We start from the raw sequence: 23156 nt of genomic DNA on the forward strand, positions 1-23156 counted from the left end.
CATCCTGCGATCCTGGACGTCGATTCGGCGAGCGGCAGGAGGGCGTGCGGATGGCGCAGGTGGCGGTGGTGACCGGAGGCGGTTCGGGGCTCGGGCGGGAGATGGCTCTGGCGCTGGCGGCGGCCGGGTTCGAGGTGATCATCACGGGCCGGACCGAGCAGAAGCTGCGTGAAACCGCTGACGCGGCTGGTAGTGGGCGGGTGGAGTGCGCAGTGCTGGATGTGGCCGACGGTGCTGCTGTGCGCGGGTTGTTCGACGGCCTGGAGCGTGTCGACCTGTTGGTGAACAACGCGGGCACCGGTGCGCCGGCCGCACCGGTCCAGGACGTGACGGAGGAGGACTGGCGGCGGGTGGTCGACACCAATCTGACCGGGTCGTTCCTGTGTGCGCAGGCCGCCTTCGCGCTGATGTTGCGGCAGGACCCGAAGGGCGGGCGGATCATCAACAACGGATCCATCTCGGCGCACGTACCGCGGCCGCACGGGATCGCCTACACCGCGAGCAAGCACGCGATCAGCGGTCTGACCAAGGGCCTTGAACTGGAGGGCCGGGCCCATGGGATCACCGCCTGCCAGATCGACATCGGCAACGCCGCCACCCAGATGACCGAGCGGATGAGCCAGGGCGTGCTGCAGGCGGACGGTTCGGTCGCGGTCGAGCCGACATTCGACCCGAGGATCGTCGCGGACTTCGTGGTGCGGATCGCCCAGTTGCCGACGTCGGTCGCCGTACCCACTCTCACGGTGATGGCGGCGGGGATGCCGTACGTCGGCCGCGGCTGACACGACCGGTCACGATCCATGCGTTGAGTTGCAGCGGGAAGCCGTCCGCGGTGCGCAGCGCGGCCATTTGTTCGTACGACGCAGTCCGCAGCGACTCGAGGGCGGCGGGATCGAACTGCTCGAGCACGCCACGCAGACTGAACGACCAGTGCCAATCCCACCAGTCCTTCTCACTCGCGAACCTGATGGTGATGGCCTCGTGGTGGACACCCACGTCGTCGAAGCCGGCGCCGGTCAGGAGGCCGACGACGTCCTCGGCGCGGTCGAACGGGCGCTGCACAGCCCGGCGAACCGGCGTACCGGCGGCTGCGATCAGGTCGTCCTCCCAGGCCCAGCGAGGGTCGTCCTCGGCCCAGGTCGAGACGGCCACGACTCCGCCGGGCCGCAGCAGCCGGCGGAACTCGGCGGCGGCGCGTTCGGGATCGGGAAGGAAGAACAGAGCGAACGCCGCCACGACGGCATCGAAGCTCGCATCCGCGAACGTCATCCGCTCGGCGTCCATGACCTGTAGGTCGACTCCGGCCAGGCCGGCCGCCCGCAGGTCCGCCGCGGCGAGCTCGATCATGCCAGGCGACACATCGACACCGGTCAGGGACCCCGCGCCCCGAGCAGCGGCCAGCAGAACCGCGCCCCGGCCGCAGGCCACATCGAGGACGTCGGACCCGGGGACGATGCCGGCCAGCTCGACCAGCCGCCGCGCGAAGTGCCGGTGGTACGCGTCCCCGATCGCGTCGTAGGTCGGCGCCGCGCGATCGAAGACGCCGGCCAGCCACTGCTTCTGGTCGTCCACACCGGCAGTATCGATCGTGAAGCTACCCAAATCGACAAGAAAAGTGTCCGGAGGTGCGTCTAGGGTCGAGCCGTGAGTGAGCAGCGGGAGTCCCTGGTCCATGTCCGCGGATTGCGGAAGGCGTACGGCGACTTCGAGGCGGTCAAGGGGATCGACCTGGACGTGTGGCGTGGGGAGGCGTTCGGGTTCCTCGGGCCGAACGGCGCGGGCAAGTCCTCGACGATGCGGATGATCGGCGCGGTCTCGCCGGCCAGCGGCGGCACGTTGCGCATCCTCGGCATGGACCCGGCGACCGAGGGGCCGTCGATCCGGGCCCGGCTGGGCGTGTGCCCGCAGGACGACACCCTCGACACCGAGCTGACGGTGCGGGAGAACCTGACCATTTACGGGCGGTACTTCGGGCTGAGCCGGGCCGAGTGCAGGTTGCGGGCCGACGAGCTGCTCGAGTTCGTCGCGCTGACCGACAAGGCGAAGGTCAAGGTCGACGAGCTGTCCGGCGGGATGAAGCGGCGGCTGACGATCGCGCGGTCGCTGGTGAGCAAACCCGACCTGCTGCTGCTCGACGAGCCGACGACCGGTCTCGACCCGCAGGCCCGGCATCTGTTGTGGGACAAGCTGTTCCGGCTGAAGCAGGCCGGCGTGACGCTGATCATCACCACGCATTACATGGACGAGGCCGAGCAGTTGTGCGACCGGCTGGTCGTGATGGACGGCGGGCGGATCGCGGCCGAGGGGTCGCCGGCCCAGCTGATCCGCGACTACTCGACCCGTGAGGTGACCGAGCTGCGGTTCGGGCCGGAGGTGATGCTGTCCGACCACGACGCGCTCGCCGAGAAGGTGGGAGACCTGGCCCAGCGCATCGAGGTGCTGCCGGACCGGCTGCTGCTCTACACCGACGACGGTGAGCACGCGGTCGCCGCCGTCCATGAGCGGGGTCTGGAGCCGGCCGCGGTACTGGTCCGGCGCTCGACGCTGGAGGACGTGTTCCTGCGCCTCACCGGCCGGACGTTGGTGGACTGATGACGGTCGCGTTGGAGAACGGTCGTCGCCAGTTCGACTACTGGCTGACGGTCTACAAGCGCACCTGGAAGGGCACGCTGATCAGCAGCTTCCTGCTGCCGCTGCTCTACCTGGCCGCGATGGGGATCGGGCTCGGGTCGTTCGTGGACAGCGCCGGCGACGATGCGCTGGGTGGGGTGAGCTACCTGCAGTACATCGCGCCCGGGTTGCTCGCCTCGACCGGACTGCAGATCGCTGTCGGCGAGGCGACGTACCCGGTGATGAGCGGGCTGAAGTGGCAGAAGTTCTACCACTCGATGATCGCTACGCCGCTGCGTCCGGCCGACGTCGTCTACGGGCAGCTGTCGTTCATCGCGTTCCGGGTGACCAGCACCTGCGCGGTGTTCCTGGTGGTGATCACCGCGTTCGGCGGATTGCGGTCGCCGCTGGGTCTGCTGGGACTGCCGGTCGCGCTGCTGGTCGGGATGGCCGTCGCCGGTCCGGTCGCGGCGTACGCGACGAAACTGGAGAACGACGCGGGCTTCGCGATGATCTTCCGGTTCGGCGTCGTCCCGGCGTTCCTGTTCTCGGGTGCGTTCTTCCCGGTGTCGCAGCTGCCGAACTGGATCGAGTGGCTCGCCTACGTCAGCCCGTTGTGGCACGGGGTCGAGCTGTCCCGCGACCTCAGCCTGGGCACGGTCGATCCGTGGATGGCGCTCCTCAACGTCGGATATCTGCTGATCTGGTTCCTGGTCGGCACCTGGCTCGCCGTCCGCGGCTTCACCAAGAAGCTGATCGGCTGATGGCGACGCTGACCGCCCGGGTCGTCCCGGTGCCGCTTCGCCTCGGTGGCGGGCGGCACATCGTGGAGCGCAACTTCCTGCTCTACCGCCGGTCCTGGATCGTGTTCCTGTCCGGGTTCTTCGAGCCGGTGTTCTACCTGCTGTCGATCGGTATCGGCGTCGCCCAGCTGGTCGGCGACTTCACCCTGTCGGACGGCACCACGATCGGGTACGCCGCCTTCGTCGCACCGGCGATGCTGGCCAGTTCGGCGATGAACGGCGCCATCTTCGACTCGACGTACAACATCTTCTTCCGGATGAAGTACGCCAAGCTCTACGACTCGATGCTGGCCACACCGCTGCGGCCGTGGGACGTCGCGACCGGCGAGGTGACTTGGGCGCTGCTGCGCGGCGCCTGCTACTCGGCGATGTTCATCCTGGTGATGCTCGGGATGGGACTCGTCGAGTCGTGGTGGGCGGTGCTCGCACTGCCGGCCTCGGTGCTGATCGGGTTCGCGTTCGCCGGGGCCGGGATGGCGCTGACCACGTTCATGCGCAGCTGGCAGGACTTCGAGTTCGTGCAACTGGCGATCATCCCGATGTTCCTGTTCTCGGCCACCTTCTACCCGGTCGAGACCTACCCGGCCGCGATCCGCTGGCTGGTCGAGATCACCCCGCTCTACCAGGGCGTCGTCCTGGAACGCGCCTTCACCACCGGCACCGTCAGCTGGTCCCTCCTGATCAACGCCCTCTACCTGGCCGTGATGGGCACCCTCGGCATGTACGTCGCATCCCGCCGCCTCGGGAAACTCCTGCTCAAGTAGTCACTGAATGTGAAGGTGCGGAACCGGAGGGTTTACGGCGCCGTCCGAAAGGCATGATTCGGCGGGTGAGGAATCCGATCGGGGTGTTGCGGCGGGAGCAGCAGGTGCGGGCGCGGTTGAAGGCGCCGCGGGAACGGTTGGCGGGTGGCCGGCGGCGGTGGATCCGGTCGTCGATGGACTGGCTGGTGAGCGAGTTCGGACGTGAGGTTCTGCTCCGGCCGATCGCGCTGCCCGGGGAGTTGATTCCGCCCGCGTACGACGGCGGGCTCGCGGCGGCCGAGGAGTTGTGTGCGCGGGTCTCGGAGCGGATGGATCTGCGGTCGGGGCAGTGCGCCCTGACCTTCGGCCTCGTTGCCGACGGCGTCCGACGACCGGCGTACCGAGGAGTGGTGAAGGAGTCGTCGGGTCGGTGGGTCCGTGGTGCCGAGCGCAACGAGATCCAGCTCGCGCCCGCGCTGGCCGCCGACCCGGTCGCGCTGGTCGCGATCTTCGCTCATGAGGCCGGTCATGAACTGTTGCTCGGCGGCGGCCGGATCTCGTTCGCGCACCGGCCCGACCACGAGTCGCTGACCGATCTGCTCACCGTGTTCTACGGACTCGGGATCTTCACCGCCAACGCGGCGTACGAGCGCCGGCCGCGACCGAACGGCCGGGGCAAGCAGCCGCTGGCCCGCGGGTACCTGCGCGAGTCGGCGCTGTCCGAGGCACTCGCGTACTACGCCCTGCTCCGCGGCGAGCGCCGGCCGGACTGGGACCGTCACCTCGACCCGCCCGTCCGCCGGGTGATGCGCAACCAGTTGGCAGTCCTCACCAAATGACCAGCGCGTAGCCGTTCGCGGTCGTAATGTGAGGGCGTGATCGATGCCAAGGACATCGCCCGCGCGGCGGATCTGCTGCATGACGTGGTGGCGCCGACGCCGCTGGAGTACTCGCGCTGGTTGAGTGAACTCGTCGGCGGCGACGTGTTCCTCAAGTGCGAGAACCTGCAGCGGACCGGCTCGTTCAAGCTGCGTGGCGCGTACGTCCGGATGGCCCGGCTGTCGAAGCGCGAGCGGGCTCGTGGTGTGGTCGCGGCGAGCGCCGGCAACCACGCGCAAGGCGTGGCGCTGGCGGCGCAATTGCTCGGGATCAAGGCGACCGTGTTCATGCCGCACGGTGCACCGATCCCGAAGGAGAAGGCGACCCGCGCGTACGGCGCCGAGATCCGCTTCGTCGGGACATCGATCGACGACTGCCTGCAGGCGGCGAGGGCGTTCGAGGCCGAGACCGGTGCGGTGCTGATCCACCCGTTCGACCACCCGGACATCGTGGCGGGGCAGGCGACGGCCGGGCTGGAGATCGTCGAGCAGTGCCCGCAGGTGCGGACGGTCGTCGTACCGACCGGGGGCGGTGGACTGGTGGCCGGGATCGCGTGCGCGATGCAGCGCGACGGGCTGCCGATCGAGGTGGTCGGCGTACAGGCTGCCGGTGCGGCGGCGTATCCGGCCTCGCTCGCGGCCGGTGAGCCGGTCCAACTGGCCGCGATGTCGACGATGGCGGACGGGATCGCGGTCGGGTTGCCGGGGAAGGTGCCGTTCGAGGCGATCCAGTCGTACGTCGGGGAGATGCGGACGGTCGGCGAGGATTCGTTGTCGAAGGCCCTCTTGCTGGTGCTGGAACGCGCGAAGCTGGTGGTCGAACCGGCCGGCGCCGCCGCGGTGGCCGCCGTACTGGACGAGCCGACGCGGTTCAAGCCGCCGGTCGTGGTGGTGCTGTCCGGTGGCAACATCGACCCGATCCTGCTGATGCGGGTGATCCAGCACGGTATGGCTGCCGCCAGCCGGTACCTGTCGTTGCGGGTGCGGATCCCGGACACACCGGGTGGTCTGGCGACGTTGCTGACCCAGCTCGCAACGCTGGACGCGAACCTCATCGAGGTGCTGCACGAACGCATCTCCGAGACGCTGAACCTGGACGAGGTCGAGGTCGCCCTGCAGCTCGAACTGCGGGGTGAGAAGCACCGTGAACGGGTATTGGCCAGTCTCACCGGCAACGGCTACACGTACACGCTGAACTGAGGAGTCCTTGTGAAGAAGACAATCATCGCCGCAGCGGCGGCTTTGTTGCTCACGGCAGCGGCTTGTACGCCGGGGTCCGACAGCCCGAGTGGTACGGCCAGCGCGCCGAGCACGGTGAAGACGGATGCTGCCGCGCTCGGCGACGTCCAGTTGACCGTCTGGGACCAGGAGGTCCGCGGCGGGCAGGCGGCCCAGATGGCCGAGCTGATCAAGCAGTTCCAGGCGAAGTACCCGAACATCAAGATCACCCGGGTCTCGCGCTCGTTCGACGACTTGAAGACGACGCTGCGGCTGGCGCTGTCGGGCAACAACGCACCGGACGTCGTACAGGCGAACAACGGCCGCTCGGACATGGGTGAGTTCGTCAAGGCCGGGCAGTTGGTGCCGCTGGACGAGTGGGCGAAGGCGTACAACTGGGGCAGCCGGTACCCGGGCTCGGTGCTGCAGTACTCGCGCTACTCGGCCGACGGCAAGACCTTCGGCGAGGGCAACCTGTACGGGCTGCCGCAGGTCGGCGAGGTGGTCGGGCTCTACTACAACAAGGAGAAGCTGACCAAGCTCGGCGTCCAGCCGCCGAAGACGTGGGCCGAGTTCGAGGACGCGCTGGCGAAGGCGAAGGCGGCCGGCGAGGTGCCGATGCAGTTCGGCAACCTGGACAAGTGGCCGGCGATCCACGTGTTCGGCACGGTGCAGGACCATTCCGTACCGGCCGACCAGATCACCACGCTCGCGTTCGGCCGGGCAGGTGCGTCCTGGAACACGCCGGAGAACACGAAGGCGGCCGAGGCGCTGGTGTCGTGGGTGGACAAGGGCTACTTCAACCAGGGCTTCAACGGGCAGGGGTACGACCCGGCCTGGCAGGACTTCGGCAAGGGCAACGGGGTGTTCCTGATCGCCGGCACCTGGCTGCAGGCCGACCTGCAGAAGGCGCTCGGCGACAAGGTCGGCTTCATGCTCCCGCCGGGGGAGTCGGCCGACGCCAAGCCGGTCGTCACCGGTGGCACCGGTCTGCCGTTCGCGATCACCAACAAGGCCAAGAACGCGGACGCGGCCGCGGCGTACATCAACTTCATCACCAGCCCGGACGCGATGAAGGTCCTCACCAGCACCGGTAACCTGCCGATCGCCGACACCTCGGCCCAGCAGGCTCCGGCGGGTCTCGCCAGTGACATCTTCAGCAGCTTCGGTACGGCGGTCAGCAAGGAGGCACTGGTGCCGTACCTCGACTACGCGACGCCGACGATGTACGACACGATCGGCGCGGCGCTGCAGGATCTGCTCGCGAAGAAGGCCACACCGCAGCAGTTCCTGGCCAAGCTCGAGGCCGACTACAGCAAGTTCGCCGGCAAGTGAGTTCACCGCCCGGGGAGCCGCGCCGGATCGGATACCTCTACCTCCTGCCGGCGCTGCTCGTGTACGGCGCGTTCCTGCTGTACCCGTTGCTCCGCGCAGTGCATCTGTCGCTGTTCGAGTGGAACGGGATCACCCTCGCCCGATTCGTTGGCCTGAGCAACTACTTGGACGTGGTCCGGGACGCCGGGCTGCGGGCCGCGTTCGGGCACGCGCTGGTGCTGATCGTCTTCTACGCGGTGTTTCCGGTGCTGATCGGGTTGGCGCTGGCCTCCGTGCTGCAGCGGGCCAGGGTTCGCGGGCTCGGGTTCTTCCGGACCGTCGTGTTCCTTCCGCAGGTGGTCGCGATGGTCGTCGTGGCCGTTGCCTGGCGCCACATCTACGCTCCCGACGGTCCGCTGAACGACGTACTGCGGGCGGTCGGGCTGGACAGCGTCGCGCGCGGCTGGCTGGGGGACTACACGTTCGCCCTGCCGGCGGTCGGGGTGATCGGGACGTGGTTCGAGACCGGGCTGGTGACCGTGTTGCTGCTGGCCGGGATGTCACGGATCCCACGGGAGCGGTACGAGGCGGCCCGGCTCGACGGAGCCGGACCGTTCGCGGAGTTCTTCGCGGTGGTGCTGCCCGCGGTCCGGGGTGAGATCGCGGTCGCGGTGACGTTGACGGTGATCGCCGCGCTGCGGACGTTCGACCTGGTCTACATCACCACGAGCGGCGGTCCGGGGACGTCGACCAGCGTTCCGTCGTACGAGGTCTACCACCGGGCGTTCGAGCTCGGCCAGGTCGGATCGGCGGCCGCCATCGGGGTCTGCCTGACGGTGCTGATCTTCGTGATCACGCTGGGAGTCAACCGGCTGGCGGATCGGGGCACCGCGTGAGGGCGTCGCTGGCCGAGCGGATCGGCAACTACACGCTGCTGATCGTCTTCGGGCTGTTCGCGCTCGGGCCGATCGTGACGATTCTGGCGGCCGCGCTCGGCCCGGACGACGCGGGCAGCGGGTCGAGCGGGTTCGGGAACTTCGGCAAGGCGTGGGAGATCGGGCACTTCGGCACCTATCTGCGGATGAGTGTGTCGGTGTCGGTGACGGTCGTGGTGGTCAGCGTGCTGCTGTCGATCCTCAGCGGGTACGCGTTCGGCACGATGCGGTTCCGCGGTGCCGGGCCGCTGTTCTACCTGTTCCTGATCGGGATCATGATGCCGACCGAGGCGATCGTCGTACCGCTGTACTTCGATCTGCGCACCCTCGGGCTGACCGACACGTTCTGGGCCGTCGCGCTACCGCAGGTCGCCCAGTCCGTTGCCTTCGGCACCTTCTGGATGCGGGCGTACTTCCGGTCCTCCAGCCGGTCGATGGTCGAGGCGGCCCGGCTCGACGGCGCCGGGCACTGGCGCACGTTGTGGCTGGTGCTGGTTCCGCCGGCCCGGCCCGCGCTGGTGACGCTGATCGTGCTGGTGTTCATGTGGACGTGGAACGAGTTCCTGATCCCGCTCGTGATGGTGACGAGCGAGTCGCTGCGGACCGCGCCGCTGGGGCTGGCCTTCTTCTCCGGTCAGTACACATCCGGCTTCACCCTGCTCGCCGCGGGTGCGGTGATCGTGGGCACGCCGGTCGTCCTCGTCTACGCGTTCCTCCAGCGCCACTTCATCGCCGGCATGCTGGAAGGCGCCGTCCGGGAGTGATCAGTCCTCGGCCGGCGGCTGCAGGGGCTGGCAGGCCTTCACGAGGGGAGCGTGCAGCCGCTCGGCGAGAACGCGGCGCTGGGTCGGCTTCGCCTCGGTCTGGCGGTGCAGGCCGGCCTCGGTGAGCCGGACGTTCACCGCGCGGCGGTCCTCGGGGCACATGTGCCGCTCGACCAGGCCGGCGGTCTCCAGTCGGCCGATGACGCGGGACAGCGCGCTCTGGCTGAGATGCACCGACTTGGCGATCGTCTGCACCTTCGCGGACTGCTCGGGCAGTTCGGCGAGGCGCTCGAGCACCTCGTACTCACTCATCCCCAGCGAGTGACCCGCCTGCAGTGCCCGGTCGAGCGCGCAGGTCAGGTCGGCGTGGCGAGCGAGCAACTCGCGCCATTCCCTGACATCAGCACTGGCATCGGCGCTGGCCTCACCAGGACCGGCGCTGACCTTCATGGCGGTCATGGAGGCGACGTTAGCATGCAGACGCATTCAATGCAACCGCATTTAATGCCTAGACATTAGATGCACGTGCATGGAATAGTCTCCCCTCGTGACACAGACAACGCACACCCCATCACCAGCCGGCTCTGCACCGGCCCGCATGACCTGGGACGCGCGCCTCTGGGGCGCTCTTCTGGTGGTCTGCGGCGTGATCTTCCTCGATGGCCTGGACGTGTCCATGGTCGGCATGTCCCTGCCGTCCATCGGCGCCGATCTGGGCGTATCCCTGTCCTCCCTGCAGTGGGTCGTGACCGGCTACGTGCTCGGGTACGGCGGCCTGCTGCTGCTCGGCGGACGTACCGCCGACCTGCTCGGCCGCCGCCGGGTGTTCCTGATCGCGCTGGCCGTGTTCGCCGTCGTCTCGATGCTGAGCTCGCTGGCCACCAGTCCCGAACTGCTCATCGCCGCGCGGTTCGTCAAGGGCATCGCCGCCGCGTTCACCGCGCCGGCCGCACTCTCCATCATCACCACGACCTTCCACGAGGGCCCGGATCGCAACCGCGCCCTCAGCATCTTCACCACCTGCGCCGCCTCCGGCTTCTCGATGGGCCTGATCCTCGGTGGCGCGCTGACCGAGGTCGGCTGGCGCTGGACCTTCCTGATGCCCGGCCCGATCGCCCTGATCGTGCTGCTGTTCGCGATCAAGCTGATCCCGAACAGCCCGCGCGACAACGCCGCCGGCGGGTACGACGTCCCCGGTGCGATCACCGTCACGGCCGGCATGCTGTCGCTGGTGTACGCCGTCGTCGGTGCCGAACACGCGGGCTGGGTCTCGGTCCAGACCATCGGGATGTTCGCGCTGGCCGTCGTCCTGCTGGCGGCGTTCATCGCGATCGAACTGCGGTCGAAGCACCCGCTGGTCCGGCTCGGCATCCTGCGCAACGCCTCGCTGCGCCGGGCGAACCTGGCCATCCTGACCGTGTTCGGTTCGTACGTCGCCTTCCAGCTGATCGGCACGCTGTACCTGCAGAACCTGCTCGGCTGGTCGTCGTTCGAGACCGCGCTGGCCTTCCTGCCCGCCGGTCTGCTGGTCGCCACCCTGTCGCCGAACGCGGGCAAGCTGGCCGACCGGATCGGCACCGCGCCGATGATCATCGGCGCGATGGCGCTGTTCGTCGCCGGGTACGCGCTGTCGCTGCGGATCGGCCCGGAGTCGGCGTACTTCGCGACCGTGTTCCCGACCATCATGCTGATCGGCCTCGGGTTCGCGATCGGGTTCCCGGCGCTGAACATCCAGGCTGTGTCCGGTGTCCCGGACAACGAGCAGGGGCTGGCGTCCGGGCTGTTCAACACGGCCAGCCAGGTGGGTGGCGCGGTGGTCCTCGCGATCGTGACCGCGGTGATCACCAGTCAGTCGGTCGGCGTCACCACACCGGCCGGGATGCTGTCGGCGTACAAGCCGGGGCTGGCTGTGGTGACCGGGATCTCCGCGCTCGGTCTGGTGATCGCGCTGACTGGCCTGCGTGGTCTGCGGGCCCAGCGGGCGGCTGAGGCTGCCGAGGCGGCCGAGCTGGCCGCCGTACAGGACGAACTGGCCGAGGAGGAGATGTCCCCGGCCGCGTGACAACAACCAGCTCCTCTGTCTGGAGCTGTGGAGATATGGAGCAGTGCGGGTCACGGATGTGGCCCGCACTGCTGTGTGTTCAGAGCGGTCTGGCCAGGACTGTCGCGATCGCGATGGTCACTGCCATCACCGTGAGTTCGACAGTGGCCAGGGTGGCGAGTGCGACGGTCTCCTTGCGGCGGACTGCCGGTAGGAGGATCTGTCTGATGAAGCCACCCGTCGCAGCCAGCAGCGTCAGGCCTGCGAGCTTGCCGAGGACCAGCCAGCCCGCAGGGGTCTCGAACAAGGCGTGAAGCAGCACGGAAACGTGTGGCGTAATGTCCTTCGTCAGACGCGGTCCGGCGAGCAGTACGCCGGTGACAGCGACTGTGGCGATCGCACCGCCTGCAACGGTCGAGAACCGTGGCAGCACCAGCGCGAGAGCGGAGCGGTTGCCGGCGACCAGCACGGTGACCAGTGCGAGCCCACCGACCCACAGGCTGACCGCACACATGTGCAGGGTGATTGCGGGTGTTGTCAGCCAGGGTGCGTTGCCCTGCGACGCATGACCGGTGACAGGTACGGCGACCAGTCCGACCAGGCCGAGTCCGAAGCACACGACCGGCGTACGCCTGAACATGCCCACCGTGTACGCCACGGCAGCAACCACCGTCAGCGCAAGTGCAGTGCCCGAGGTGACCTCCACGGCGTACGACGCCATGCCGGCGAACGGCATCTTCGAGCCGGACTGCGAGATCGCCGCGGCCTGGAGCCACCACGTCGTCGTGGTGGCGGTGACCCAGGCGATGCCGGCCGCGATGCCGATGACTCGGGCCCGTTGGCTGACCGTCTCGTACTCCCTGCGTCCTGCCGCCCCGAGCAGCAGCAGGAAGAGGGTGACGCCGACCGCGATGATGGCGGCGCTGTTGGTGACGAACCGGGCCAGGGGAGTGGTGTAGAGGATGCCGGGGCTGGTGATGTTCATGGCCGGCTCGGGCGCCGGCCGGGTGACGACGATGGCCCAGACCAGGGCGGCCACGCTGAGCGTGGTGATGGCCGAGAGGGCCGCGGCCGAGCGTCGTACCTTGAGGAGTGGGGCGGCGAGGTCCATCGTCTAGTCCCGGGTCGCGGAGTCGAGGCGGGTGTGCAGGACCGGCGCCGACGTCGCCGGACTGCTCTGGTCGGACCGCCAGCGGACGAAGCCGTGCAGCAGGAAGAGCGCGGTGGCGAACTCGAGGATCCAGACCCAGGCGGGGACGCCGCCGGTGGGCAGGGTCATCGCGGCCAGCATCGGGGAGCCGGTGTCGGCGCTGGCGAGGGTGACGGTGATGTGACCCGTGATCGGGTGGCCGTCGCCGGAGATGACCCGGTAGCTGACCGTGTACGTGCCGGCCTTGCCGAGCCGGTCGCAGCTGGCGTGGACCGTGTTGCCGTCGACCCGCACCGACTGGGCGGCGTGCCGGAACCCGTCCGGGCCGGAGACCAGGACGGCGTCCCAGCCCTGCACCGGTTGCAGGCTCTGGTCGAAGGTGAAGCTCACCGCCGACGGGCTGGAGGAGAGCCGGGCACCGTTGGCCGGCGTACTGGCAGTGAGTTTGGTGTGCGCGCTTGCGGCCCCGGCCGGTGCGACGGTCAAGGCGGCGGTGATGGCGAGGACGGCCAGGATCGGTGGACAACTCCGCCGCAGCGAGCGGAGCCAGGACGTCGGGGGCATTGACATCCGGATCCTCCTGTCAGGAATATCGGGAATGAATGTATTCGGCGGGTGCGGTGCTATTTGGTTATTGGCTCGTAACACATTCCGGCGCCGGAGAAATATGCCGGAAACCTCACAAAGGTAAATTGCTGGTGTGAGGATTTGGGCCCGGATGCAGATCACCCGTGGTCGCGGATCGGTCTCCGCGGCCACGGGTGATCGTGGTGACGTGACGCCGGTCAGGACGACCGGCGCGTCGGTCGGTGCTGCCTCAGTGGTCGTGCCCGTGACCGGTGCCGTCGTCGGCGATGGCGTGACCGGTGAGGGTGTACGACAGCACGTTCACGCCGACCGGGAAGACGTGCGATCCGGTGTATCCGACCGGGTTGTCGATGGCCGGGTTGAGGCCCAGCATCTCGTCGTCCAGGTGCAGTTGCACCTGTGTGGTGGCGTAGTCGACCGCGTCGCCGACGTTGGCGACCGGGGTCGGGCTCTCGTGCGCCGACGCCGTGGAAGCGGCCAGGGCGGCGCCGCCGATCGCCAGCGTGATGCTCGCCAGCGGGACGGTGATCAGGCGGGTCCTGAGGTTGGGCATGTCGCTCTCCTTGCAGGAGTCAGTGGTCCGTTCCGGGAGGGTGGGACGGACGACGTGTGGGAGGGAGTCCCGGTCGCCGTTGACCGGGCATAAATGTGAAACCGCGGGGCATGATGGCCAGTCAATACCTCGCTTGAAATGAATGTATTCAGATGCTGTGGGCAACCACAAGCAATTGTAGTTATTTGACCACGGAATGATACGGATGTTGCCGTGTCAAGCTCACAGTCCGGTGCGTCTTCCGGGTATTAGGTGAGAGAATTCCGGGCGTTGGAACGGTCCGACGGGGGTGGGTGCGCGGCCGGGGTCAGGGTGTGTCGGGCTGTGGTTGGGGGCGATCCCGGATTGGTTTCGACCTCGCTGGGTGCTGGACTGGGGGCATGAGCAACCAGAGCGACTACGACCGGCGGGTCAAGGACATCCTGGACCGGGTCGCCAAGGGCCACCTGTCCACTGCGGAAGGCGCCACGCTGATCGCCGCCATCCAGCCCGCGTCACCCGCGGCTGCAGGCGACGCCAACGCGGCTTCTGGAGCCGGTACGGCGGCTGAGGCGGGCGCGGCGGATGGACCGGTCGCACAGGAGCCGGTTGCCGACGGTGGTGCCCCGGGCGCGGGTAAGACCGGTTGGCCCTCGGCCGACGAACTGCCGTCCCCGTCGGTCTGGGCGGACGTGGTCGACTCCCCGGACGCCGCCGACAACACACCCTCGGGCAAGCACGCCGCCCCGAACGGCACCGAGACCACCCCCGCGCCGAACGGTGCCGAGGCCGAGGCAGCATCTAGCGGCGCTGAGGCCACCACCGCGCCAACCGGCACCGAGGCCGCCGCAGCCACTAACGGCAGCGAGGCCACCGCTGCACCGGACAGCGCCGGCGCGGACGCCACGGCTGCTCCGGCTGCTGCCGAGCGCAATGGGGTGCAGGACAGTGTGGTCGACGACGCTCCTGTCGGTGCAGCCGCCGATGCGGCTCCTGCCGACGAGGCTGAGGCTGAGGTCGAGGACGTTCAGGAGGAGCACAGCAACGTGCCGATGCCGGCTGGGGTGCAGCGGGTGACGGTGCGGGCGATCGGGCGCCGGGTGCGGCTGATCGGTGAGCCGGCGATCAACGGTGTCGCGGTGGACGGGCCGCATGTGATCAAGCGGGACGGCGACACCCTCGCGATCAGCAGCGAGGGCGACATGGGCGTCTCGATCGACGGGTTCAGCATGTTGCGCAACCCGACCAACCTGAAGTCGCACGTGAACGGCCTGGCCAAGGAGCTGTCCATCCGGGTCAACCCCGCCCTCCAGGTCGAGGTCGAGGTCACCGGCGGCAGTGTGCACGCCGAGCGCCTGCCCGGCCTGACCCGGGTCCGCGTCACCGCCGGTACGGCGAAGGTCACCGACGTGAGCGGCCCGATCGACCTGCTGGTCCAGGCGGGCTCGGCCAATCTGGACGCCCAGATCACCAAGGGCCGGTCCCGGGTCAGGGTCGAGTCCGGTGCCGCCAACGTGAACCTGCGCCGCGGTTCCGACGTCCGCGTCCACACCGAGTCCCAGCTCGGCCGAGTCTCCTGGGTCGGTGCCGTCACCGGCCAGTCCAAGGACGTGGAGATCGGCCGGGGCCGCGCCGCGCTCGACGTCGAGGTCCTGGTCGGCACCGCCCAGATCATCTCCGACTAGTCACTTCGGGTGCCAGGCAGATCCTGAGGGTCTGCCTGGTGCTCTGGTACGCCGGGGACCGTGCGCAGAGTGCGGAACGGCGAGAAGTACAGGAACGCCGTGCCAGCAAGAGACGCCACGCCTGCAATCCACAGGGTCGCGTGCAGTCCGAAGACAGTGCCAAGCGCACCACCTAGAAGACTGCCGAGGGGAGCCGCGCCCCAGCCGACGAAGCTCATCGTGGCGCTGACCCGGCCCTGCAGCTCTGGTGGGCACACGCGCTGCCGCGTGCTCACCTGCAGGATGTAGCTGACGATGATGCAGAACCCGGCCAGCAGAGTCGCCACCACAAACCAGCTCACCTGCCAGCCCGGTCCGGTCAGCGCTTGCAGAGTGAAGGCCACGCCGATACCTGTCGATGACACGAGCAGTGTGCGCGCATCGCCGTACCGGTTGCTGATCTTCTCTGTCACCGCGGACGCGACGATGGCGCCGGCGAGGCCGATCATGCTCAGTACGCCGATGGTGCTCGGCTGCAGGTGGATCTCGCGGACCAGGAACACGATCATCACCGCCCCGGCCGCGGCCTGGAACAGCATCGTCGTCGCAGTGTTCAGCGCGATCGGTCGCAGGAGGGGATGCCGGAACACGTAGCGCAGGCCCTCCGTGATCTCCCGCCGCAGATTCGGCGTCTCCGGTCTGGCCGGAGGTGGCTCCGGCGTACGGATCGAGCGGAGCCAGATGGCCGACCACAGGAAGCTCAAGGCGTCCACGCCGATCGTCACGGCGGCACTGAGCCACTGGACCAGTACGCCGCCCGCGCCCGCACCGAGCACTGCGGCGACAGAGTGGTTGGCAGCCAGCTTGGCGTTGCCCGGCAGAAGCTGGTCCGGCTGCAGCAGTCGCGGCGGGTAGGAGCTGTGTGCCACGTCGAAGAGCACGGTCAGGACCCCGGCCAGCACCAGTACGACGTACAGCTGCGTGAGACTCAGTACGCCGAACAGGGCGGCGACTGGGATCGAGCCGAAGAGCACTGCCCGGCCCAGGTCGGCGAACACGAGTACCGGCAGGCCTCTGACCCTGTCGACCCACGCGCCGGCGAACAGGCCCAGCAGTAGCCAGGCGGCCGTCTCGCACGTGCGGAGGAGCGAGACCTCGAAGGTGGTCGCGTCCAGAGTCAGCACGGCGAGCAGTGGGATCGCGATCATGCTCAGGCGGGTGCCGAGCTGGCTGAGCAGGTCCGCGATCCAGAGGCGGCGGAAATCGGGGTGGCTGAGGATGCTCCGGCTGGACGTCATACCGGGACCGTAGAGGCAGAGTTGAGCGGTGTCGACTCAACTATCAACAAAGTTGAGTCGGTAAGACTCAAGTCTCGCCTCAGGGTTCGCTCAGGGTTAAAAGCCTCGAAACTGTCGGCGGCCTCGGTAAGGATGGTGGCCTGCGTCACATCCAGAAGGGGGACGTGCAGGCAATGGCTGCTATCGAGGCGACTGGCCTCGTGAAGACGTTCAGGTCCAGGAAGAACACGGTGAAGGCACTCGACGGGATCGATCTCGACGTGCCGGAGGGGAGCGTGCTCGGCCTGCTCGGGCCGAACGGTGCGGGCAAGACCACGACGGTCCGGATCCTCACCACGCTGATGGCGCCGGACGAGGGCTCGGCCCGGGTGCTCGGGCACGACGTGGTGAAGGAAGCCGATCTGGTCCGCTCACTGATCGGCTTGTCCGGTCAGAACACGGCGGTCGACGAACTGCTCACCGGCCGGGAGAACCTGTGGATGTTCGGCCGGCTGTATCGGTTGAGCACTCAGCAGGCGCAGCAGCGGGCCGAGGAGTTGCTGGAGACCTTCGACCTGACCGAGGCCGCGGACCGGATCCTGAAGACGTACTCCGGTGGCATGCGGCGCCGGCTGGACCTGGCTGGATCACTGATCGCCCACCCCAAGGTGCTGTTCCTGGACGAGCCGACCACCGGCCTCGATCCGCGCAGCCGGCTCGACCTGTGGCAGATCATCCGCGACCGGGTCAGCGAGGGCGTCACGATCCTGCTCACGACGCAGTACCTGGAGGAGGCCGACGAGCTGGCCGACAGCATCGCGGTGGTCGACCACGGCTCGGTCATCGCCCGCGGTACGGCGGACGAGCTCAAGGCGAAGGTGGGCGGTGAGCGGATCGAGGTCGTCGTCCACGAGCCGGAGGAGACCTACCGGGCGCTCGAGTTGCTCACCAGCGCCCTCGGTATCACCGATCCGGACGCCACCACGATGGACAAGCACAGCCGGCGGGTCACCGTGCCGGCGCCGGGCGGATCGAGTGAGCTGGTCGACGTGATCCGCACCCTCGACGGGGCCGGTATCCGGATCGCCGACATCGGGTTGCGGCGGCCGACGTTGGACGACGTGTTCCTCACCCTGACCGGGCACGAGGCCGAGCAGAAGGAGAAGGTGTGAGTACGACGCCGGTCGACCGTACGGCGGTTGACGAGCCGGCGCGGGTGAACTCGCTCGGCCGGGCCGTGACAGACGCGGGCGTGCTGGCCTGGCGGAGCCTGAAGCGGATCCCGCGGACGCCGGACATGCTGGTCTACGCGACCATCCAGCCGATCATGTTCGTGCTGCTGTTCGCCTATGTATTCGGCAACGCGATCCCGATCCCCGGATTCCCCGGCGCGCAGGCGTACCGGGAGTTCCTGATGTCCGGGATCTTCGCCCAGACGATGGCGTTCGCGGTCGCCTCGGCGAGTGTCGGGATGGCCGACGACATGTCGAAAGGCCTGATCGACCGCTTCCGGTCGCTGCCGATGGCGCGGTCCGGCGTGATCGCCGGGCGGGTGATCGGCGACCTGGTGTTCAACGCGTTCGTGATGCTGGTGATGGTGATCTGCGGGTTCATCGTCGGCTGGCGCTGGCACAACGGGTTCGCGCAGGCGCTGGCCGCGTTCGGGATCCTGCTGCTGTTCGCCTTCGCGATGTTGTGGGTCGGCGCACTGATCGGTCTGTCCGTCGGCAGTCCCGAGGTGGCGGCGTCGGCCGGCCTGATCTGGCTCTTCCCGCTGACGTTCCTGTCCAACGCCTTCGTCCCCACGCCTAACCTGCCCGGCGGGCTCCAGCCGGTGGCGGAGTGGAACCCGATCTCGTCGATCGTCGCGGCCTGCCGCCATCTGTTCGGGAATCCGTCACCGTTCGCCAGTCCGGACAGCTTTCCCGCGCGGCACCCGGTCTGGCTCGCCCTGATCTGGTGCGCGGTCATCATCGCCGTCTTCGCCCCACTGGCGGTCCGCAAGTATCGGAGCGCCACCACGCACTGAGTCAGTCACCCCGGCGGCCGGACACCTGTGTGTCCGGCCACCGTTTCATGCCCGAGCCGTTGACAAGATTTATACGGTGTGCAAATACTTCGAACTGTGTTAAAGAAACCGGCGGCGAACTGGCGAGAGGCGCGGCGGGAGAGTGCCCGGGCCGCGGTGCTGACCGCTGCCTGGGAGCTGGTGCGTGAGGACGGGTTGGCCGCCCTGTCGTTGCGCGAGCTGGCCCGGCGGGCCGGTATCACCACGCCGACCGTGTACGCGTACTTCGAGTCCAAGAACGCGATCCTGGACGCGATGTTCGCCCAGGCGGCGCAGACGTTCGTCGACCTCAAGGCGTCGCTGCCGGCGACCGACGATCCCCAGCAGGACCTGCTCACCGAGGCACGGGCGTTCGTCACGTTCTGCGTGTCCGACGTGCCCCGGTATCAGCTGCTGTTCCAGTACTCGGTGCCCGGCTTCACGCCGTCGGCCGAGTCCTACGAGTTGGCGGTCAGGGCGCTCGACGTCACCCGCGAACTCCTCGCACGCAACGGCGTGCACGATCCACGGCACCTCGACATCTGGACCGCGATCACCGCCGGTCTGGTCGACCAGCAGGTCTCCAACGACCCTGGCGGCGACCGGTGGAGCGGGCTCGTCGAGGACGTCACCAGGATGTTCCTCGCTCAGTTCGCGAGCGAGAAGAACCAGTAACACAAGGGGGAACCATGACCAGCGTGACCCAGCCCAGACTGCACCACCTTGCCCTGACCGTGACCGACCTGGACTCGAGCGTCCAGTGGTACGGCGAAGTGTTCGGTGTGCAACCCGTGCTCGACGTACCCCATCAGGGCGGCGTCGGCCGCATCCTCGCCGACGCCGACCGGCAGCTGATGATCGCCCTGCATCACCACGACACCAACGACGGCGCCCTGTGCAAGGAGACCGTCACCGGACTCGACCACGCCGGGTTCGCGGTCGGTTCGCGGGCCGACCTCGAACAATGGCAGGACCACCTGGAGGCACACGGCGTGATCCGCGCCGACACCGCCGACAAGCCCCTGACCCAGTCCCCGATCGCCGACGAGCCCTACGCCTCCGTCCTCGTCTTCCGCGACCAGGACAACATCCAGCTGGAGCTCTTCGCCCCGACCCAGCACTGATTACTCGGCGTACAACCGTGGGTCTCCCCACGCCGCGGCGCCGGAGGCGGAGCAGCTGCCCTTGCTGGTGACCAGGACAGCTTCCAGCTCGAGGGCGTCGGCGTGGTTGAGGTCGACTTGAAGGGGATGCGCCTGATACTTGCCGAGCACAACCGGTTTGGTCGCGGTCCGGCTCGTCCCGTCGGTGATGTAGGCGGTGAACTTGACCTTCAGGGTGGGGTCCGGGCCCTTGTCGGTCAGGCCGATCACGGCGTTGAAGCGGGTGTACTTGCGGCCGAGGTTCCAGGTTGTCGAGAGCGTCCGGTTACAGTTGTTGATGGTGCGATAGAGGCTGTCGCCGAACGGTTGCGCGTGGATCGCGAACGAGCCTTTGACGAAGCCGCCGTCGATCGGCTGAAGGTCGGTGAGGCTGTCGCCGGCGGTGTCCGTCCCGGTGTTCGTCCCGGTGGTCGTCGTACCGTTACCGGTGATCGAGCTCGGCGGCGTCACCGTGACGGTTGTGGTGGTCGCCGGGCCGGGCGCGGTGCTGGTGACCGTCGTGGTCGGCGGCGACGCGATCGCGTCGAGCTTGCCCTCGCGGGCGGCCCAGATCGTCGCCACCGCTCCGATCAGCGCACTCACCAGCGCGGCGACGATCGCGGCCAGCAACGGATGCTCCAGCGGGCGACGACGTTTCCCAGTACTGCTGTCGGACATGATCCAGCACTTCCCCCCAGCGGCCTGGCGCCGCTCTCCCCCTGCTTGATCGTCACCTGCCGCGCCGCCGTTACAGAACGCCACGACGCGGTCCGCCGGCGTGCGGTGGGGCCGGCCGGCGGACGGGGGAAGGAGAAGCGCCCCGGTGGTTGTCCACCGGGGCGCTCGAGCTGTGGTGGGTCAGCCGGTGAAGGGTTCGGCGGCGACGATCTCAACGGTCACATCCTTGCCGTTGGGAGCCTCGTAGGTCGCCTTGTCGCCCTTCTTCTTGCCCAGGATCGCGGATCCCAGCGGGGACTGCGGCGAGTACACGTCGATGTCGACCGACGCGTCCAGGGCGAGCAGTTCGCGGGAGCCGAGCAGGAACGTCTCGACGTCGTCGTCACCGGCGAACTTGATCGACACCTTCATCCCCGGCCCGATCTTCGCGCCGGCCTTCGGGGTCTCGCCGACCCGGGCCCGGCGCAGCATGTCCTCCAGCTGCCGGATCCGTGCCTCGATCTTGCCCTGCTCGTCCTTGGCGGCGTGGTACCCGCCGTTCTCCTTGAGGTCGCCCTCGTCCCTGGCCTCGCTGATCCGCTGCGTGATCTCGGCACGGGCGGGGCCCTTGAGGTGCTCGAGCTCGGACTTCAGCTGGTCAAAACCGTCCTGCGTCAGCCAGACAACGCTGTCCTCTTCGATCCGCTGCGTCACGGGCTGCTCCTTGTGTCGGTGGGATGGGCAGAAAATGCTTCTGGCCGCCGTCGTCGACGGCGACCAATCCACTGAGCGTAGCAAGTTACGGCTCGGAACCCCACAGTTCTTTGCCGCCGCAACCACGGGGAAACCGTTTGCCCGGTGGTTTTTCCCACATCGTGAACGATTAAACGGCAATCGGTTGCCAATTCGCCCCCAGATCGGCCCTGACCTGGGCGTTTCCCCGGGCTGGCGTAGTCTTTGCCGGCCTGACTGCGTCCGGCAGACAGGTGGGTGGGGGGATGGAGATGGATATGGAGCCGGTCGGCGTCGAGTCGGTGAACCGGAGGCGGGGCCCGGTGCCGTGGATCGCGGCCGTTGTCATCCTTGCGGTCGTGGCGGCCGCGGTGATCTGGGCTGTGGTGGGCCGGCAGAACACCGGCGGTGAGGCCAGCGCGGCGGCAGGTACGCCGACGGCGACGGTGTCAGAGCCCTCGGCCGAGGAACAGATGCTGGCCGGGATCGACGTGATCCTGAAGGCACGGGCGTCAGCGGTGCTGTCCGGCCGGCTTCCGCAGTACCTCCAGGCCGTGGACCCGAAGAACCGGAAGCTGCGGCAACGCGATCAGTTGGTGTTCGCCAACCTGCGCAAGCTCGGCCCGAGCCGGTTGACCTACCAGGTGGACGCCAACTGGGCCCCGGAGGTGCAGCCGCAGCACGGGCCCAGTGGACGGGCGGTCCGCGTTCTGATGCTGATGCAGATCGCCGGCATCGACACCACGCCGCGCGCCACCCCGCTCGGCTACACGTTCGCCGAACGCGATGGGCGCTGGCTGCTGGTCGACGATGACGACCTCGCGGCCGAGACGGACCTCAGCGCGTACCGCGAGCCCTGGGAACTCGGCGCGATCGAGGTGGCGCGGAAGCCCGGCGTACTCGTTGTCGTCCCGGCCGGTGAACGCGCCAACGGTCAGCGCCTCGCGCAGGAGTCGCTGGCGGCTCTTCCGGCGGTGCGGACCGCGACGCGGCGGGCCCAGGCGGGGATCCTCGTCATCGCGATGGCCGACGGCAAGTCGATGGATCCGCAGTGGCGGAGCGGTGGTCATCCGGCAGCCGCCGTCGCCGCGCTGAACTACGCGCCGGCGAATCCGGAGGCGACCGAGTTCAAGGTCGTCGGGAGCCGGGTGGTGATCAACCCGGACCAGCGGGCCAAGGCGGATCGGTTGCTGCTCGCGCACGAGTTCACGCACGCCGCGATGTCGACGCTGGGGAACCGGGCGCCGACCTGGCTGGTGGAAGGATGGGCCGAGTACGTCGAGCTTCGGCTCGCGGAGCGGAGCGGTCAGCGGGAGTGGGTCGCCGATCACCGCGACGAACTGCTGCAGGAGGCGATACCGCCGCTGGTGGTGCTCCCGATCGACGGCGTTTTCCACGGCGAGTACGACGAGGACAGCTACGGGATCAGCTGGGTCCTCGTGGAGTACCTGGTGGACAGGTACGGCCTGAAGACCGTGAACGCCCTGTACGCCGACCTGGCCAAGGGGCCTGACGACCCGGCCGTCCGCGAGCAGGTACTGAGCAAGCACCTGAAGCTCGGCGAGACCGCGCTGATCGCGGCGATCAAGAAGTACGACGGCCCGGCCTGAGGTCAGTGCGGCCGGGGATTGTCCGGGGTCGTGCAGCCGATCAGCACCACCGAGGTGGCCGCACGCTGGGTGGTGAGAGTGGCGGGCACGGTTTGATGCCGCGGGGAGTCGGCCGCCACCGTGATGGTCAGTTCGCCGACGATGGAGAAGTCGGCGGCCTTGGCCTGCAGGCGGCAGCTGGCCTCGGTCGACTTCGACCGATCGACCTGGATCGTCGCCTTCGCCGAGGTCGCCGAGGTGATCTCGAAGCCGAGCAGGCGCGACGTCACCGGCGGGTTCGACTGGATGAACGCGGCCCACAGCAACCAGGCCAGCCCGATCGCGACGACGACGGCCACCACCCCGATGATCAACGGTCGGCGCGACCGCCCGCCCCGCCCGTACCGGGCGTCGAGGTCTGCTGTCGGACTGGTGGGTGATGACTCGCTCAACGGAGGTCCAGGGGGTCGGT

General features: G+C 68.4%; 25 protein-coding genes. 16 read left to right on the forward strand and 9 right to left on the reverse strand.

The window, feature by feature from the left end; all coding sequences use genetic code 11:
- Positions 1-50 precede the first annotated feature (50 nt).
- Complete coding sequence (locus tag ACGFIF_RS25270) at positions 51-782, forward strand: SDR family oxidoreductase (protein WP_393157766.1); 732 nt, start codon at positions 51-53, stop codon at positions 780-782.
- Here ACGFIF_RS25270 and ACGFIF_RS25275 read toward each other — a convergent pair.
- Positions 739-1572 carry a class I SAM-dependent methyltransferase gene (locus ACGFIF_RS25275; RefSeq protein WP_393157767.1) on the reverse strand — a complete coding sequence of 278 codons (834 nt, stop codon included), beginning with the start codon at positions 1570-1572 and terminating at the stop codon, positions 739-741. The genes ACGFIF_RS25270 and ACGFIF_RS25275 overlap by 44 nt on opposite strands.
- A 72-nt stretch (positions 1573-1644) precedes the next feature.
- Between ACGFIF_RS25275 and ACGFIF_RS25280 the strand changes: the two genes are divergently transcribed.
- The 8 genes from ACGFIF_RS25280 (at position 1645) to ACGFIF_RS25315 (ending at position 9265) form a co-directional block, all read left to right on the forward strand.
- Complete coding sequence (locus ACGFIF_RS25280; RefSeq protein WP_393157768.1) at positions 1645-2592, forward strand: ABC transporter ATP-binding protein; 948 nt, start codon at positions 1645-1647, stop codon at positions 2590-2592.
- Positions 2592-3374, forward strand: coding sequence for an ABC transporter permease (locus ACGFIF_RS25285; RefSeq protein WP_393157769.1), 783 nt, complete (start codon positions 2592-2594; stop codon positions 3372-3374). The genes ACGFIF_RS25280 and ACGFIF_RS25285 overlap by 1 nt, the downstream gene beginning before the upstream one ends.
- Complete coding sequence (locus tag ACGFIF_RS25290) at positions 3374-4177, forward strand: ABC transporter permease (protein WP_393157771.1); 804 nt, start codon at positions 3374-3376, stop codon at positions 4175-4177. The genes ACGFIF_RS25285 and ACGFIF_RS25290 overlap by 1 nt, the downstream gene beginning before the upstream one ends.
- A gap of 65 nt (positions 4178-4242) precedes the next feature.
- Positions 4243-4995: a hypothetical protein gene (locus ACGFIF_RS25295; RefSeq protein WP_393157772.1), complete on the forward strand. Its 753-nt coding sequence runs from the start codon at positions 4243-4245 to the stop codon at positions 4993-4995.
- A gap of 36 nt (positions 4996-5031) precedes the next feature.
- Positions 5032-6234: a threonine ammonia-lyase gene (ilvA, locus tag ACGFIF_RS25300; RefSeq protein ID WP_393157773.1), complete on the forward strand. Its 1203-nt coding sequence runs from the start codon at positions 5032-5034 to the stop codon at positions 6232-6234.
- 9 nt (positions 6235-6243) lie between these two features.
- Positions 6244-7587 (forward strand): extracellular solute-binding protein, encoded by a 1344-nt coding sequence (locus ACGFIF_RS25305; protein ID WP_393157775.1) that lies wholly within the window; start codon positions 6244-6246, stop codon positions 7585-7587.
- Positions 7584-8462: a carbohydrate ABC transporter permease gene (locus ACGFIF_RS25310; RefSeq protein ID WP_393157776.1), complete on the forward strand. Its 879-nt coding sequence runs from the start codon at positions 7584-7586 to the stop codon at positions 8460-8462. The genes ACGFIF_RS25305 and ACGFIF_RS25310 overlap by 4 nt, the downstream gene beginning before the upstream one ends.
- The gene (locus tag ACGFIF_RS25315; protein WP_393157778.1) at positions 8459-9265 is read left to right on the forward strand and encodes a carbohydrate ABC transporter permease; all 807 of its coding nucleotides are present in this window, start codon (positions 8459-8461) and stop codon (positions 9263-9265) included. The genes ACGFIF_RS25310 and ACGFIF_RS25315 overlap by 4 nt, the downstream gene beginning before the upstream one ends.
- Here the strand turns inward: ACGFIF_RS25315 and ACGFIF_RS25320 are convergent, their stop codons facing one another.
- Complete coding sequence (locus ACGFIF_RS25320) at positions 9266-9724, reverse strand: MarR family winged helix-turn-helix transcriptional regulator (RefSeq protein ID WP_393157780.1); 459 nt, start codon at positions 9722-9724, stop codon at positions 9266-9268.
- 88 nt (positions 9725-9812) lie between these two features.
- Here ACGFIF_RS25320 and ACGFIF_RS25325 point away from each other — a divergent pair, with 88 nt between their 5' ends.
- Positions 9813-11327 (forward strand): MFS transporter, encoded by a 1515-nt coding sequence (locus ACGFIF_RS25325; protein WP_393157782.1) that lies wholly within the window; start codon positions 9813-9815, stop codon positions 11325-11327.
- Between the two features lie 79 nt (positions 11328-11406).
- On the opposite strand, the gene ACGFIF_RS25330 is transcribed toward ACGFIF_RS25325, so the two are convergent.
- From ACGFIF_RS25330 to ACGFIF_RS25340, 3 genes are all read right to left on the reverse strand, one after another.
- Positions 11407-12417 (reverse strand): copper resistance D family protein, encoded by a 1011-nt coding sequence (locus ACGFIF_RS25330; RefSeq protein WP_393157784.1) that lies wholly within the window; start codon positions 12415-12417, stop codon positions 11407-11409.
- A gap of 3 nt (positions 12418-12420) precedes the next feature.
- Positions 12421-13026 (reverse strand): copper resistance protein CopC, encoded by a 606-nt coding sequence (locus ACGFIF_RS25335; protein ID WP_393157786.1) that lies wholly within the window; start codon positions 13024-13026, stop codon positions 12421-12423.
- Between the two features lie 247 nt (positions 13027-13273).
- Positions 13274-13597 (reverse strand): hypothetical protein, encoded by a 324-nt coding sequence (locus ACGFIF_RS25340; RefSeq protein WP_393157788.1) that lies wholly within the window; start codon positions 13595-13597, stop codon positions 13274-13276.
- 380 nt (positions 13598-13977) lie between these two features.
- Here ACGFIF_RS25340 and ACGFIF_RS25345 point away from each other — a divergent pair, with 380 nt between their 5' ends.
- Complete coding sequence (locus tag ACGFIF_RS25345) at positions 13978-15261, forward strand: hypothetical protein (RefSeq protein ID WP_393157789.1); 1284 nt, start codon at positions 13978-13980, stop codon at positions 15259-15261.
- On the opposite strand, the gene ACGFIF_RS25350 is transcribed toward ACGFIF_RS25345, so the two are convergent.
- On the reverse strand, positions 15258-16538 hold the full coding sequence (locus ACGFIF_RS25350; protein ID WP_393157791.1) for an MFS transporter: 1281 nt from the start codon (positions 16536-16538) through the stop codon (positions 15258-15260). The two genes, ACGFIF_RS25345 and ACGFIF_RS25350, sit on opposite strands and share 4 nt — an antisense overlap.
- Positions 16539-16711: 173 nt before the next feature.
- On the opposite strand from ACGFIF_RS25350, the gene ACGFIF_RS25355 reads away from it, so the two are divergent.
- The 4 genes from ACGFIF_RS25355 to ACGFIF_RS25370 all read left to right on the forward strand — a co-directional run bounded on the left by ACGFIF_RS25355 (position 16712) and on the right by ACGFIF_RS25370 (position 19688).
- Entirely contained in the window at positions 16712-17689 is a 978-nt protein-coding gene (locus ACGFIF_RS25355; RefSeq protein WP_393157792.1) for an ATP-binding cassette domain-containing protein, read from the forward strand.
- Positions 17686-18546 carry an ABC transporter permease gene (locus tag ACGFIF_RS25360; protein ID WP_393157793.1) on the forward strand — a complete coding sequence of 287 codons (861 nt, stop codon included), beginning with the start codon at positions 17686-17688 and terminating at the stop codon, positions 18544-18546. Before ACGFIF_RS25355 ends, ACGFIF_RS25360 begins: the two co-directional genes overlap by 4 nt.
- 96 nt (positions 18547-18642) lie before the next feature.
- Complete coding sequence (locus ACGFIF_RS25365) at positions 18643-19239, forward strand: TetR/AcrR family transcriptional regulator (RefSeq protein WP_393157794.1); 597 nt, start codon at positions 18643-18645, stop codon at positions 19237-19239.
- Between the two features lie 14 nt (positions 19240-19253).
- On the forward strand, positions 19254-19688 hold the full coding sequence (locus ACGFIF_RS25370) for a VOC family protein (RefSeq protein ID WP_393157795.1): 435 nt from the start codon (positions 19254-19256) through the stop codon (positions 19686-19688).
- Here ACGFIF_RS25370 and ACGFIF_RS25375 read toward each other — a convergent pair whose 3' ends face one another.
- Positions 19689-20384, reverse strand: a complete 696-nt coding sequence (locus ACGFIF_RS25375) for an NPCBM/NEW2 domain-containing protein (RefSeq protein ID WP_393157796.1) — start codon at positions 20382-20384, stop codon at positions 19689-19691. It abuts the gene before it with no gap.
- Between the two features lie 180 nt (positions 20385-20564).
- Complete coding sequence (greA, locus tag ACGFIF_RS25380; RefSeq protein WP_393157797.1) at positions 20565-21077, reverse strand: transcription elongation factor GreA; 513 nt, start codon at positions 21075-21077, stop codon at positions 20565-20567.
- Between the two features lie 284 nt (positions 21078-21361).
- Here greA and ACGFIF_RS25385 point away from each other — a divergent pair, with 284 nt between their 5' ends.
- Positions 21362-22705 (forward strand): hypothetical protein, encoded by a 1344-nt coding sequence (locus ACGFIF_RS25385; RefSeq protein ID WP_393157799.1) that lies wholly within the window; start codon positions 21362-21364, stop codon positions 22703-22705.
- Between the two features lie 2 nt (positions 22706-22707).
- Here the strand turns inward: ACGFIF_RS25385 and ACGFIF_RS25390 are convergent, their stop codons facing one another.
- Positions 22708-23136, reverse strand: a complete 429-nt coding sequence (locus ACGFIF_RS25390) for a DUF4307 domain-containing protein (protein ID WP_393157801.1) — start codon at positions 23134-23136, stop codon at positions 22708-22710.
- Between the last annotated feature and the right edge of the window lie 20 nt (positions 23137-23156).

It is taken from the genome of Kribbella sp. NPDC049174, from assembly GCF_043197365.1.
Taxonomy (GTDB): Bacteria; Actinomycetota; Actinomycetes; order Propionibacteriales; family Kribbellaceae; genus Kribbella.

Coding starts and splice junctions, on each gene's coding strand:
- ACGFIF_RS25270 (WP_393157766.1), top strand. CDS start 51: ATGGCGCAGGTGGCGGTGGTGACCGGAGGCGGTTCGGGGCTCGGGCGG.
- ACGFIF_RS25335 (WP_393157786.1), bottom strand. CDS start 13,026: ATGTCAATGCCCCCGACGTCCTGGCTCCGCTCGCTGCGGCGGAGTTGT.
- ACGFIF_RS25350 (WP_393157791.1), bottom strand. CDS start 16,538: ATGACGTCCAGCCGGAGCATCCTCAGCCACCCCGATTTCCGCCGCCTC.
- ACGFIF_RS25340 (WP_393157788.1), bottom strand. CDS start 13,597: ATGCCCAACCTCAGGACCCGCCTGATCACCGTCCCGCTGGCGAGCATC.
- ACGFIF_RS25330 (WP_393157784.1), bottom strand. CDS start 12,417: ATGGACCTCGCCGCCCCACTCCTCAAGGTACGACGCTCGGCCGCGGCC.
- ACGFIF_RS25355 (WP_393157792.1), top strand. CDS start 16,712: ATGGCTGCTATCGAGGCGACTGGCCTCGTGAAGACGTTCAGGTCCAGG.
- ACGFIF_RS25290 (WP_393157771.1), top strand. CDS start 3,374: ATGGCGACGCTGACCGCCCGGGTCGTCCCGGTGCCGCTTCGCCTCGGT.
- ACGFIF_RS25285 (WP_393157769.1), top strand. CDS start 2,592: ATGACGGTCGCGTTGGAGAACGGTCGTCGCCAGTTCGACTACTGGCTG.
- ACGFIF_RS25370 (WP_393157795.1), top strand. CDS start 19,254: ATGACCAGCGTGACCCAGCCCAGACTGCACCACCTTGCCCTGACCGTG.
- ACGFIF_RS25385 (WP_393157799.1), top strand. CDS start 21,362: ATGGAGATGGATATGGAGCCGGTCGGCGTCGAGTCGGTGAACCGGAGG.
- ACGFIF_RS25320 (WP_393157780.1), bottom strand. CDS start 9,724: ATGACCGCCATGAAGGTCAGCGCCGGTCCTGGTGAGGCCAGCGCCGAT.
- ACGFIF_RS25345 (WP_393157789.1), top strand. CDS start 13,978: ATGAGCAACCAGAGCGACTACGACCGGCGGGTCAAGGACATCCTGGAC.
- ACGFIF_RS25375 (WP_393157796.1), bottom strand. CDS start 20,384: ATGTCCGACAGCAGTACTGGGAAACGTCGTCGCCCGCTGGAGCATCCG.